The following is a 13201-nucleotide window of genomic DNA, read 5'->3' as shown; positions in this document are numbered from 1 at the left end:
GGTCCGTTCCTGGTGAGAGAAAGGGCGGGCTGGACGGTGTTACGTGGTGACACGGTGGTGCGGGATCAGTCGAGGTGGAAGACTTCCTCGGCGCTCGCCCAGAGCGGGCCGTCGGTGGCGGTGTCCAGCGGCTGCTGGCAGAGGTCGGTCAGCGCCCACCACCGTTGTGAGGTCGGGTCGGCGGCGATCGCTGCGGTGTCGGCGGCGTAGTCGTCGCCGGTGTATTCGAGGTAGCTGAACAGCAGTCCGTCGCGCAGGAAGATCGAGTAGTTGCCGATGTTGGCCCGCTTGAGCGCGGCCAGGACGCCGGGCCACGCGGCGGCATGCAGTGTCCGGTACTCGGCTTCCTTCTCCGGGCGCAGTCTGACCACGGCGGCGTGGCGTTCCATCGCTCAGCCCTCCTTTCGCAGCCGCAGTCCGTCCATGCCGCCGTCCACGGCCAGGCTGGTCCCGGTGGTGGATCCGGCCGCGGGGGAGGCCAGGTAGGCCACGGCCGCGGCGACTTCGTCCGCGGAGACGAGCCGGCCGTGCGGTTGCCGGGCGGCCAGCGCCGCGTATTCGGCCGCCGGGTCCGGAGCCCGCTCCAGGAGGCGTGCCACCCACGGTGTGTCCGCGGTGCCGGGGCACACGGCGTTGACCCTGATGCCCTCGGGGAGCAGATCCGCCGCCATGGCGCGGGTCAGTGACAGCACCGCGCCCTTGCTCGCCGAGTACAGCGCCCGTCGGGGCAGGCCCGCCGTCGCGGCGATGGAGGAGATGTTGACGATCGCACCGTGCGCGGAGGACCGCAGCGCGGGCAGTGCGGCGCGGGTCACCCGCACGAGTCCGACGACGTTGATGTCCCAGACCCGGTGCCACTCGTCGTCGGAGTTGTCCGCGACGCCGCCCTGGGCGCCGATCCCGGCGTTGTTGACCAGGACGTCCAGGCCGCCGAGGGCGTCGACCGCACTGCTCACGGCCGAGGCGACGGAGGCGTCGTCACCGACGTCGGCCCGCACCCACGCGGCGAACTCGTCGGGAGACGGCTGGGTCAGGTCCAGGATCGCGACGCGTGCCCCCTGGGAGGCGAGCAGTCGGGCGGTGGCCAGCCCGATGCCCGAGGCGCCGCCGGTGACCAGGGCATGGAGCCCGTCGAACGCGCCCATGTCAGGCCTCCTCGCGTGTCTGTCGCTGCCGGCCGAGGCCGTCGATCTCCACGTCCACGACGTCGCCCGGCCGCAGGTAGGGGGTGCCGGCCAGTCCGAGGGCGACGCCGGCCGGTGTGCCGGTGTTGATCACGTCACCGGGGCGCAGGACCATGAAGTGGCTGAGGTAGCGGATCGGCTCGAAGACGCCGAAGATCATGTCGGACGTGCTGCCGTTCTGGCGGACCAGGCCGTTGACCGAGAGCCGCAGGCCCAGCGCCTGGGGGTCGGGCACCTCGTCGGCGGTGAGCAGCCAGGGCCCGAGCGGGTTGAAGGTCTCGCAGTTCTTGCCCTTGTCCCACTGACCGCCCCGTTCCAGCTGGAACTCGCGCTCGGAGACGTCGTTGCTGATCGCGTATCCCGCCACGCAGGCGGCCGCGGCGGCCTCGTCGGGGAGGTAGCGGGCCTCGCGGCCGATGACGACGGCGAGTTCGACCTCGTAGTCGGTCTCGACCGAACCGCGGGGGATCAGTACCGCGTCGTCGGGACCCACCACGGTGTCGGCGGCCTTGAGGAAGACGATCGGCTCGTCGGGGACGGCGGCACCGGTCTCCGCGGCGTGCTGCCGGTAGTTCAGCCCGATGCACACGATCTCGCCCAAGCCGCTCAGCGGGGGCCCGAACCTGTCCGGCCGCTCGACCGGAGGCAACGCGCTCAGGTCGACGCCGGCCAGGACCGCGGGCAGGGTGTCGCCGTTCAGGTCGTCGACGACCGGGCGCAGATCGCGCCACACGTCGTCCGGTCCGGATATCAGGGGTGTCTCGGCTCCAGCCGAGCCGTGCCGCGCCAGTCTCACAGAACCCTCCCGCAAAGGTGCCTTCGAACTTCGGCTGTCAGGCGCAGTGCGAGGTCGTCCGACCCCGGGCGTCGACGGCGGCTCACGTCGGACGCTCCTGCGACACGGCCACGGAGTCGGGTCACCGGCCTCCGTTGCGCGCGATGGATCTGCTTCATCTGACGCTCAGGACCATATGGATGAGATCGCTCTGGCGCAACAGGCGACTTGCAAAGCCTCTCTGACCAGGGATTCTGGCATGTTAAGTCGGATTTGAAACTGATCCTCGTCAACATCTATCCATCACGTAACGCAGATGTCATAGTGACCTCGCCGATGAACCAGATTCATTCACCGAACGAGAAGGAGTGCATCGTGGCCGATCCGTCGCGCGTCCCGGGCAAGGGGGATGACGACACGTCACGTCCCTACCGGCCCGGGTACGAGCTGGTGGCCGAGCAGCTGCTGGAGTACATCTCCGCGCAGGGGCTGCGTCCCGGTGACCGGCTCCCCACCGAGCAGGGCCTCGCCGAGGTCCTGGGCGCGACCCGCAACGTCACCCGTGAGGCCGTGAAGGTCCTGGCCGCCATCGGCCGGCTGAGCGTGCGGCGGGGAGCCGGCATCTTCGTCGCCGAGGGGACCGGGGGACTGGTCGACGACCAGATGTCCCAGTTCCGGCCGACGAGCATGGAGGACGTCCTGATGCTCCTGGACTACCGGTCGGTGATCGAGTCGGAGACCGCCCGCAGGGCCGCCACCCTCGCCACGCCCATCGAGGTCCGTGCCATCAAGGACAGTGCGCAGGCCTCGCTGGATGCCGCAGGACGGCACGAGGTGCACGCTTTCGCCCGCGCCGACGAGGCATTCCACGACGCGGTCGGCGCCGCCTCGCACAACGTGTTCCTCCGTTCGAGCGTCGCCGGCGTGCGACGTCTCGCCGGCCAGTCCGACGTGCTGCTCTTCCACGGCGACGCGCCTGGCTCCCTGGAGGTCGCCGCACGCCAGCACCTCGCCATCGCCGAGGCGGTCTCCGCGGGGGAGGCCGATCTCGCCGAGCGGCTGATGGTGGAGCACATCGCGACCACCCAGAGCCAGTTCGAGCGGAAGATCCGCGACCGGCTGTTCAACCTCGACGACCGCGCCGCCCCCGGGGGGCCCGCGCGGACGTCAGTGGACAGTGGCCCCGGGCCGGTCGCGGAGCCCCCGCAGACGTCGGCGTCCTAGGTCGGCGGCGGGCCCGTCGCCGCACTGCGACGGGCCCGCGCCGACCGCTGTACCAGGAACAGGGCGGATGACCCGTTTCCTGTGTTCCCTTCCCCCAGACGATTGGATCTCCGTGTCTCTTCTGTCTGTACGCAGGGGCAGAGCCGTGCCCCTGCCGAGAATCCTCATAGCCGCCCTGCCGGTCGCCCTGGCGGTGGCCCCGCTGGCCGCAGCCCCGGCCCAGGCGGCCCCCAAGGCCGCGGGGCTGACCGTCTACGTCTCCCCGGGCGGCAAGGACACCGGCCGGGGGACCGCGAGCCACCCCTTCAAGACCCTGGAACACGCCCGGGACTACGTGCGCGACGCCAAGTCCCGGTTCGGCGGCGACATCCACGTGCGGCTGCTATCCGGCACGTACCGGCTCAGCCGCACCTTCACCCTCACCGCCCGGGACTCCGGCAGGAACGGCCAGAAGATCGTCTACGAGGCCGCACCCGGAGCCCACCCGGTGATCAGCGGCGGCAGGCAGGTCACCGGCTGGACGAAGGCCGACGCGGACGGCAAGGTCTACAAGGCGAAGCTGACCGGCCTCGACACCCGCCAGCTCTACGTCAACGGCGAGTCGAGGACCCGGGCCCGCAGCGGCAAGAACCCCTCCGGCTTCAGCAAGACCGCCACCGGCTACACCTTCACCGACAACTCCATCAGCGCCTACCAGCACCCCGAGGACCTCGAAGTCGTCAGCTCCTGGGGCTGGAAGCTGATGCGCTGCTCCGTCGAGTCCATCTCCGGCACCACGATGACGATGCGGCAGCCCTGCTGGCACAACGCCAACCTCCAGCAGGGCCAGGAGATCCAGAACCCGACCTGGCTGGAGAACGCCCGCGAACTGCTGGACAGCCCGGGGGAGTGGTACCTGGACAAGAGCGCCGGCGCCATCTACTACATGCCCGAGCCGGGCGAGAACATGAAGACCGCGGACGTCACCGTGCCCGCGATCCAGGACCTGGTCGACCTGAACGGCACCCGCGACCACCCCGTCACGGACGTCGCGTTCCAGGGCCTCACCTTCTCCTACTCCAGCTGGCTGGAGCCGAGTTCGGCCGACGGACTCATCGAGGGCCAGGCCGGTTTCCGGATGGTCGGCGACGACAACCCGACCTTCGACTCCACCCGTCTGAACTGGAAGAAGACACCCGGAGCCGTCAACGTCAGCCACGGCCGGGGCATCGACTTCGAGGACAACACCTTCACCCACCTCGGCGCGGTCGGCCTCAACCTGAACACCGGCACCCAGCACACCGACATCACCGGCAACGTCTTCCGGCAGATCGCCGCGACCGGCATCCAGATCGGCGGCGTCACCTGGGGCGACGCCCACCCCGACGACCCGCGGGACATCACCCTGGACACCCGCGTCGACAACAACGTCGTCACCCAGGTCGCCGACCAGTACAACGGCTCCCTCGGCATCTTGGCCGGCTACACCGACACCACGGTGATCACCCACAACAAGGTCCACGACCTGCCCTACAGCGGCATCTCGGTCGGCTGGGGCTGGGGCCTGACCGACCAGGGCGGCAACTCCGCCTACCCGGGCAACGCGGGCGTCCCGGTCTCCGACACCCCGACCATCAGCCGTGACAACGTCGTCAGCGACAACGAGATCTACGACATCATGAAGTCGCAGGCCGACGGCGGCGCGGTCTACACCCTGAGCGACAACCCCCGCGGCCGCGTCTCCGGCAACTACATCCACGGCGTCCCCGGCCCCGCCTACGGTGCCGTCTACCACGACGAGGGCAGCCGCCACTGGACCAACACCGGCAACGCGTTCTGCGACATCGCCTTCCAGTGGCTGCTGATGAACCACGCCGAGGACAGTCGGGCCACCGGCAACTACACGACCAACCCCGCCTTCAGCGTCCAGTACCTCAGCAGGAACGACACCGTGAACGGCAACGTCACCGTGGGCGCCTGCGACCAACTGCCCGCCTCGATCGTGAACAACGCCGGACTGCAGAAGCCCTACCGCCATCTCGACCCCGGCCCCGACGTCGTCGACCACCGGGCGCCCGGCGCCCCCGGCACCCCGACCGCCGTCACCGACTTCCCGACCGTGGCCGACCTCAGCTGGCCCGCCGCCACCGACGACACCGCCGTCACCGGCTACTCCGTGTTCCAGGACGGCAAGCTCGTCAACGCCTCCGCCACCCCCGCCGTCCGCATCTCCGGACTGACGGCCGGAGAGACGTACACCTTCCAGGTCACCGCGCGTGACGCGGCGGGCAACGAGTCGACCCCGAGCCGCACGCTGAGGCTCACCATGCCGGCCGGCCAGGACCTGGCACTGAAGAAGCCGGTCACCGCCTCCTCCGACTCCGAGGACAACCACCCCGAGAAGGCGGTGGACGGCGACCTGTCGACCCGCTGGGCCCAGGGCCTCGGCCTGCCCGACCCGTCCTGGATCCAGGTGGACCTCGGGGCCTCCTACGACGTCGACGGCACCATCACCACCTTCGAGAAGGCGAGCGGATACAAGTACCGGCTCGAGGTGTCCCCCGACGAGGTCCACTGGAAGACCCTCGCCGACCGCACCGCCACCAACACCACGGCCCAGACCGACTACGACCACACCGACAACCCGGTCACCGGCCGCTACGTACGGCTCACCGTGACCGGCTCCAGCGGCAACGGCGGCAGCATCTTCGACTTCCAGGTCTACGGCAGCCCGGCCGCCCCCAGCTCGGACCACACCGCTCCCTCGCGGCCCGGACAGCCCTCGATCCGCCCGCTGGCGCCCGGCGCCCTGGACCTCAGCTGGCCGGCCGCAACCGACGACACCGCCGTGACCAGCTACGTGGTCTACCAGGACGGCAAGCGCATCGCCGTCACCGACGACACCACCCTGCGGGTCACCGGCCTGACCGCCCATACCCCGTACACGTACACGGTCGTCGCCCGTGACGCCGCCCTGAACACTTCCGACCCCAGCCCCGCGGCCACCGTCACCACACCCGCCGACGACGACCTCGCCCTGCACAAGACCGCCACCGCCTCCTCCGAGTCGGACGGATACGCGCCCGCCAACGCCGTCGACGGCGACCTGTCCACGCGCTGGGCCCAGGGCCTCGGCCTGCCCGACCCGTCCTGGATCCAGGTCGACCTCGGCGACGCCACCGACGTCTCCAGCGTGGCGGTCACCTTCGAGAAGGCCGGCGGCTACAAGTACCGCCTGGAGTACTCCACCGACGGCGAGAACTGGTCCCTGCTCGACGACCACACCGCGGACAACACCACCTCCGCGACCAACTACGCCTTCGCCGACCACCCGGTCACCGCACGCTATCTGCGCCTGACGGTCACCGGATCCAGCTGGAACGGCGGCAGCATCTACGAACTCCAGGCGTACGGCGGCTTCTGAGCCACCCGCACGGCGGGTGCCGGCGGCCACCCCGCCGCCGGCGCCCGGCCGGCTCCGCCCACACAGAGACGAAAGCCAGGATGAAGATCACCCATGTCGAAGTACACCGGATCGACGTTCCGGCGGTCAGCCCCCCCTATCGGTGGCGCGACGGCCTGAGCGGCAGCCCCGAGGTCGGCGACGGCGCGGTCCTGCACATCGGCACCGACGCAGGCGCCGAAGGCGTGGCGGTCTTCGCCCGCCCCGGAGCCTTCACCACCCTCACCGAACTGGTGGACCGGGTCTTCCGGGACGAACTCCTCGGCGCCGACCCCTTCCGGCGGGAGTGGCTGTGGCACCGCGTGTGGGAGCTGGACCGCATCCACGAACTCCCGCTTCCCACCCTCGGCCTCATCGACACCGCCCTGTGGGACCTGGCCGGCCGCTACCACGGACAGCCGGTCTGGCGGCTCCTCGGCGGGTTCCGCGAGGCCATCCCGGCCTACGCCTCCACCTCCACCTTCTCCTCCACCGAGGAGTTCCTCGACGTGGCCGACCAGTGTCTGGCACTGGGCTACCGCGGCATCAAGCTGCACGCCTGGGGCGACGCCCGCCGCGACGCGGCGCTCTGCCTCGCACTGCGCGACCACGTGGGCCCCGACATCCCCCTCATGTACGACGGCTCGGCCGGCTTCGACCTGCCCGACGCCATCCGCCTGGGCCGGGCCCTCTCCGAGGCGGACTACCTCTGGTACGAGGAGCCGATGCGCGAGTTCAGCGTCTCCGCGTACCAGCAGCTCGCCACGGCCGTGGACATCCCGCTGCTGGTCGCCGAGACCTCCGACGGAGCCCACATGAACTCGGCCGACTTCATCCGGGCCGGCGCCGCCACCTTCGGGGTCCGCGCCAGCACCAACCTGAGGGGCGGCATCACCGGAGCCATGCGCACCGCCCACCTCGCCGACGCCTACCGGTTGCGCGCCGAGGTGCACGGTTCGGACATCCCCAACCACCACCTGTGCATGGCCATCTCGAACACCACCTACTACGAGTCCCTGGTCACCTCGGCGCACGTCGTACGCGAACGCCACGTGGACGACCAGGGTCTGGTCCACGCCCCCACCGGGCCCGGCATCGCCCTCCCCCTCGACTTCGGCTACGGCGACGCAATGCTGCCGTTCGTCGAACAACCGTGCTGAGTCGGCCGTGGCCGCCGTCCGACGCGACAGCGACCACCGCGGACGCCCCCCATCCGGCGCACCACCCCAGCCGTGCGGGGATCCGCCCCGCCGGCAGCGAACCCGGCATGAACAGAAAGGCAAGACGATGAGGTCTTCCGGATCTCCGAGAGCCGCCCGACGCCGAGCGGCCGTCCGTACCGCGGCAGCGGCCGTCTCCCTGGCCACCGCGGCCATGCTGGCCGGCTGCGCCAGCGCCGACACCAGCACCCAGCCCTCCTCGTCCTCCGGCGCGGCGTTCAAGCCGGCCCAGCAGAAGGACGGTTCCGAGATCACCGTGTGGGCCGACTCCACCCGCCTGCCGGCCGTCCAGGCCTACCAGAAGGCCCACCCGGACGCGAAGCTGAAGATCGTCACCTACGACGGCGGGGCGGACGGCTCGACCTACCTGCAGTCCAAGATCCAGCTGTTCGACCGCACCGGCAGCGGCTGGCCGGACGTCGTCTTCGGCTCGCCCACCGACGTCACCTGGGCCTCGAAGGCCACCAAGCCCGACGCCCAGCCCTTCGCCGCACCGCTGGACGACAAGCTGGTGCAGCAGAGCACCCTGGACGGCTTCGCCAAGGGCTCCCTCACGCCGTGCCAGTTCAACGGACACACCTACTGCCTGCGCAACGACATCGCGCAGGTCGTCCTCTGGTACAACAAGCCCCTCATGGACAAGTGGGGATACCAGGTCCCCACCAGCTGGGAGGAATACGAGGCGCTCGGCAAGAAGGTCGCCAAGGAGCACCCCGGGTACCTCGTCGGCTCGGTCGGCGACACCAACTCCCACGAGTCGTACTTCTGGTCCGGACAGTGCCCCGCCTTCGACCTGGTCAAGCCGGACACCCTGCGCACCGACCTCCAGGACCCCGACTGCACCCGCACCGCGAAGCTGCTGGACAGCCTGATCGACGCCAAGGCGCTCACCACCAAGGGCTTCTTCAGCCAGGGCTTCGCCAAGGACAGCGGGAACAAGGTGCTCATGGCCTACGGCCCGTCCTGGTACGGCCAGTACCTCTTCAAGTCGGCCTTCAAGACGCCCGCCAAGCAGATCGCCGCCGCGCCCCCGCTGAGCTGGCAGGGCGAGTCGGGCGTCGCCACCGGCAACGTCGGCGGCGGCGTGTGGATGGTCTCCTCGCACAGCGCCGACCTCAAGGCCTCCACCGATCTCGTCACCTGGCTGACCACCTCCGACGCCAACCAGGCGTCCGCGCCGACCTACCCCGCGTACACCAAGGCGGCACAGGCCTGGCTGGCCAACCCGGCCAACAGCGACTACTTCGCCAACGACGTCAGCGGCGCGTTCCGGAAGGCCGCCGACGCCGTGTGGACCGGCTGGTCCAACACCCGCTTCTCCGACTCCACCGCCTGGTCCAGCGTCGTCCTGCCCGCCCTCACCGCCGGCAAGAGTCTCACCGCCACCCTCCCCGCCTGGCAGCAGGAGATCGGCAACGAGGCGAAGGCGCAGGGATACAAGGTGGTCACCAAGTGACCCTGCTGGAGACCGAGCGCGTCGCCGTCTCCGCCCCCCGCCGCGGCACCGTGCCGCGGCGGAGGCGCCGCGGCACGGCCGGATACCTCTTCGTCGCCGGGTACGCGCTGCTGCTGCTCGCCTTCGGCGTCTTCCCGACCGGCTACTCCTTCTACCTGGCGTTCACCAACGACCGCGGCCAGTTCACCGGCCTCAACCAGTTCGTGAAGGTCGCCCAGGACTACCGCTTCCTCCCGGCCTTCGGCCACATGCTCGTCTACCTGCTCCTGTGGCTGGTCACCCTGGTCGTGCTGGTCGTCCTGGTCGCCGTCGTGCTGCGCGGCAGGATCCGCCCCGGCCTCTCCGCTCTCCTGCGCTTCCTGTACTACCTCCCGGGCGCGCTGGCAGGTGTGGCCAGCGTCCTGGTCTGGCTGTTCATGCTCGACCCGGACGTCAGCCCGGTGTCCTGGCTGCTGGACAGCCTGGGCATGCACACCTTCGCCGCCGTACTCGCACCGGGCAACCTGCCGCTCATCCTGATGTTGATCGCGTTCTGGACCGGGGCGGGCGGCTGGATGGTCGTGATGTACGGAGCCCTGAACAACATCCCCGACGAGGTGCTCGAAGCCGCCCGGATGGACGGCGCCGGACCCTGGCGCACCGCATGGCACATCCAGATCCCCATGATCCGGCAGTGGATCGTCTACATGACCATCATGGCGTTCGCGACCGGCACCCAGCTCTTCGTCGAACCCCAGCTGCTCCAGACCGCCAGCCTGGGCCGCGTGAGCCCGACCTGGTCGCCCAACCAGCTGGCCTTCGTCTACGCCTTTCAGCAGGGCGACTTCAACGGCGCCGCCGCGATCTCCGTCTGCCTGCTGGTCGTAGGACTGCTCGCCGCCGGCCTCCTGGTAGCCCGCTCGAACCTGTTCACGTTGGATGAGAAATGACGCCACCCACCCCTTACGCCGCACCGAGCGTCGGCCGTCTCGCCCGGCCCGGCCGCGCCGTGTCCTACGTCGTCGTGGGCATTCTGCTCGCCGCGTTGCTGGTCTTCTTCGTCCTCCCGGTGCTCTGGCTGCTCCTCGCACCCTCCAAGACCGCCGGTGAAGTGGTACGGGACAACCCCCTGTCCTTCGGCTCCTTCCACCAGATCGGCACGGCGTGGCAGCACCTGTTCGCCTTCCAGGACGGCGCCATGCTCACCTGGCTGCGCAACTCCGCGATCTACTCGGGCGGTTCACTCGTCCTCACCCTGCTCGTCAGCGTCCCCGCGGGGTACTCGCTGGCGCTGACGAATTTCCGCGGACGCAAGGTGCTCCTGGTGATCACCCTCGTCACCATGATCATGCCGCAGGCCACCCTGGTGCTCCCCGTCTTCCTGGAGCTCAACCGCTTCCACCTGATCGGGACGGTCTGGTCGGTCATCCTGCCCTTCTCGTTCTATCCGTTCGGCGTGTACCTCGTGTACATCTACTTCGGCAGCAGCCTGCCACGGGATCTGCTGTCCGCGGCGCGCATCGACGGATGCACGGAGTGGCAGCTGTTCACCCGCATCGCGCTGCCCCTGGCCAAGCCCGTCGTCGGACTGGTCGCGTTCTTCAGCTTCGTCGGCAACTGGAACAACTTCTTCCTGCCCTACCTCGTGCTGCCCAACAGCGAGCAGTTCCCGATCCAGGTCGGTCTGAACCAACTTCTGACCTCCACACCGTCGTTCAACCCGGTGGCCGGCGCCGGCCTGAACATCACCCTTCCCGAACTGGCTTTGGCGATCATCCTCGCCATCCTCCCCGTGCTCGCACTGTTCCTCGTCTCACAGCGCACCCTGGTGGCCGGCATGCTCGCCGGCGCCACCAAGGAATGACCGCGATGCGAGTCGCCCTGTTCCTGACCTGCGTCAACGACACGCTGTATCCGGACACCGGTCGCGCGGTGGTGAAACTCCTGACCAGGCTGGGCGTGGAGGTCGATCTCCCGATGGGTCAGACCTGCTGCGGCAGGCCCACTACAACACCGGGTACCGGCATGAGGCGGAGCCGCCGGCCCGGCATTTCTCCGATGTCTTCAGCGGGTACGAGGCGATCGTGACTCCGTCCGGCTCGTGCGGGGCGATGGTGCGGGAGCCGTATCCGCGGTTGGGTGAACGGGCGCGGGCGGAGGGGCGCGGCGGGGATCTCGCGACCGTGCTGGCGCCGGTCACCCGGCAGCCCTGCGCACCGGCCGGCGCCTGGCCTCGCGCACCCGCCGTTTGCATCCCCGTACCCTGCCCGGCCCCGGCCGGGCCTGGACCGGCACCCGGGACCTGCCGGCCCTGCCGGCCGAGCCGTTCCGCGACTGGTGGCAGCGCACCAACGGCGGAAAGGACCACGCCAAGTGAGCAGCAGAGAACGGATCCTGGGCCGGGTACGACGCGCACTGGCCGAGGCACGGGACGAGGACACACCGGTCGAGCGGACGTATCTCCGCGAACACGGACACCGCAGCATCACACGGACCGTCGACCTGCTGGCGGAGAACCTGGCCGACTACCGGGCCCTCGTGCACCGGTGCGCGGAGAGCGAACTCCCCGATCCGATTGCCGCGTTGCTCGCCGAGTACGGGTCGCTTCGGGTCCTGGTGCCTCCGGCGCTGCCGCCGGAGTGGCTCACGGCGACCGTGGCGGAACGGGTCGCGGACCGGGCGGTGGACACGACGCACGAGCTGGACGCAGTGGACAGCGTCGTCACCGGGTGCGCGGTGGCGATCGCCGAGACCGGCACGATCGTCCTGGACGGCGGTCCCGACCAGGACCGCCGCCGCATCACCCTCGTCCCCGACCACCACATCTGCGTCGTCCGGATCCCGGACCAGGTCGTGCCGTCCGTGCCCCAGGCCCTCGAACGACTCGACCCCACACGCCCGTTGACCTGGATCTTTGGACCCTCCGCCACCAGCGACATCGAACTGGACCGCGTCGAGGGGGTGTGCACGGCCCACGGACCCTCGACGTGGTGCTGGTGCGCGCCGTGGCTGCCCAGGAGCGGTCTCCTCCAGCGCGGCGTCTTCACCTCTCCTGGTCCAAGTACCGCAGGAAAATGGACACGTAGGCCCGATCGGTGGTCTGCGAGCAGGGAAACGTCGCCACGGCGGCATCGAGTTCCGATCGGTGGAACCTGCGCCACGCAGGGCTCCGAGCCGCCAGCGCCGCCACTTTGTCCTGGGGCAGCACTTGGTCCCCGCCCTGGATGCCGGCCATGACGGACGTGTACTGCTTGCGCAGGTCTGTGATGAGCGCGAGGCGGGACCGCGCCGGATGACCGGCCGCACCCGCGCAGGAGCGCCACGCCCTGAGTGCCGATCGGTAACCTCTGTCGTGTTGCACCTTGTGGTCCACCCGAGCCCACTCGGAGTTCGCCTCCGGGATTCCGTACTCCTTCTCGGTCGTGCGCTGTGCACTGTCCACGCAGCCGGGAAGTGCCGCGTCGTAAGCCTTGAGGGAAGCAGCCGAGAGGTTCTTCAGGTAGCTCTTGGCTGCCGGGGCCTCGGGCGCGAAGTGCGGGAACACCGATATGCCGAACCCGTGCTTTCGTGCGTAGCCGAGGCTCGAGAAGTCCGAGGCGTCCTCGACGTCCACCACGCTGTGCGGGTTTCTGGGCAGGTACCGCAGGCCGTGCGACTTCATGCACGCGGATGTCAGGGACTCCGTGCGAGCGGCAACCTCAAGGTCGAACTTTCCGGACTCCGACTGGCCGGAGGCACCTGCCAGGATCAGCACGAAGCGGCGGGTGTTGGCCGTTGCCCGGGCCGTCGGGGCGCCGTGGAACGGGTAGAACGCGAAGCCGGCCGCGGCCATCGCGGCGACCGCCACGGTCACTGCGACCGTGCGGGTCCTGTGTCTGCCCAGCATCGTCCGGGCCTCCTCTTTTCGACTGCCGTGCCCTGGTGCGCCCCGAGGCCGGGGCG

Annotated in this window: 10 protein-coding genes and 3 pseudogenes; 9 read left to right on the top strand and 4 right to left on the bottom strand. The window is 69.8% G+C overall.

The window, feature by feature from the left end; all coding sequences use genetic code 11:
- Positions 1-65 precede the first annotated feature (65 nt).
- From AB0472_RS10050 to AB0472_RS10040, 3 genes are read right to left on the bottom strand one after another with little or no spacing between them, the layout of a single operon-like run.
- Positions 66-389 carry an L-rhamnose mutarotase gene (locus AB0472_RS10050; protein WP_366355022.1) on the bottom strand — a complete coding sequence of 108 codons (324 nt, stop codon included), beginning with the start codon at positions 387-389 and terminating at the stop codon, positions 66-68.
- Positions 390-392: 3 nt separating this feature from the next.
- Entirely contained in the window at positions 393-1145 is a 753-nt protein-coding gene (locus tag AB0472_RS10045) for an SDR family oxidoreductase (RefSeq protein ID WP_366355020.1), read from the bottom strand.
- Between the two features lies 1 nt (position 1146).
- Positions 1147-1980, bottom strand: coding sequence for a fumarylacetoacetate hydrolase family protein (locus AB0472_RS10040; RefSeq protein WP_366355018.1), 834 nt, complete (start codon positions 1978-1980; stop codon positions 1147-1149).
- Positions 1981-2334: 354 nt separating this feature from the next.
- On the opposite strand from AB0472_RS10040, the gene AB0472_RS10035 reads away from it, so the two are divergent.
- The 9 genes and pseudogenes from AB0472_RS10035 (at position 2335) to AB0472_RS09995 (ending at position 12345) form a co-directional block, all read left to right on the top strand.
- Positions 2335-3183, top strand: coding sequence for an FCD domain-containing protein (locus tag AB0472_RS10035; RefSeq protein WP_366355016.1), 849 nt, complete (start codon positions 2335-2337; stop codon positions 3181-3183).
- 145 nt (positions 3184-3328) lie between these two features.
- Positions 3329-6586 carry a discoidin domain-containing protein gene (locus AB0472_RS10030; protein WP_366355014.1) on the top strand — a complete coding sequence of 1086 codons (3258 nt, stop codon included), beginning with the start codon at positions 3329-3331 and terminating at the stop codon, positions 6584-6586.
- An 80-nt stretch (positions 6587-6666) separates the two neighbouring features.
- Entirely contained in the window at positions 6667-7764 is a 1098-nt protein-coding gene (locus AB0472_RS10025) for an enolase C-terminal domain-like protein (protein WP_366355013.1), read from the top strand.
- A 127-nt stretch (positions 7765-7891) separates the two neighbouring features.
- On the top strand, positions 7892-9280 hold the full coding sequence (locus AB0472_RS10020) for an extracellular solute-binding protein (protein WP_366355012.1): 1389 nt from the start codon (positions 7892-7894) through the stop codon (positions 9278-9280).
- Entirely contained in the window at positions 9277-10209 is a 933-nt protein-coding gene (locus tag AB0472_RS10015) for a sugar ABC transporter permease (RefSeq protein WP_366355010.1), read from the top strand. The genes AB0472_RS10020 and AB0472_RS10015 overlap by 4 nt, the downstream gene beginning before the upstream one ends.
- Positions 10206-11123, top strand: a complete 918-nt coding sequence (locus AB0472_RS10010) for a carbohydrate ABC transporter permease (protein ID WP_366355008.1) — start codon at positions 10206-10208, stop codon at positions 11121-11123. Before AB0472_RS10015 ends, AB0472_RS10010 begins: the two co-directional genes overlap by 4 nt.
- 5 nt (positions 11124-11128) lie before the next feature.
- Positions 11129-11457: pseudogene (locus AB0472_RS10005) on the top strand ((Fe-S)-binding protein); the annotation flags it as partial.
- Positions 11457-11636: pseudogene (locus tag AB0472_RS10000) on the top strand (lactate utilisation protein LutB domain-containing protein); the annotation flags it as partial. The pseudogenes AB0472_RS10005 and AB0472_RS10000, both read left to right, overlap by 1 nt.
- Positions 11633-12345: pseudogene (locus AB0472_RS09995) on the top strand (lactate utilization protein C). The pseudogenes AB0472_RS10000 and AB0472_RS09995, both read left to right, overlap by 4 nt.
- Here AB0472_RS09995 and AB0472_RS09990 read toward each other — a convergent pair.
- The gene (locus tag AB0472_RS09990) at positions 12303-13106 is read right to left on the bottom strand and encodes a hypothetical protein (protein WP_366355007.1); all 804 of its coding nucleotides are present in this window, start codon (positions 13104-13106) and stop codon (positions 12303-12305) included. The pseudogene AB0472_RS09995 and the gene AB0472_RS09990 sit on opposite strands and share 43 nt — an antisense overlap.
- Positions 13107-13201: the final 95 nt, after the last annotated feature.

Origin of the sequence: Streptomyces sp. NPDC086777, assembly GCF_040702065.1 — a bacterium.
Taxonomy (GTDB): Bacteria; Actinomycetota; Actinomycetes; order Streptomycetales; family Streptomycetaceae; genus Streptomyces.
This window is presented reverse-complemented; position numbering and strand designations above follow the sequence as displayed.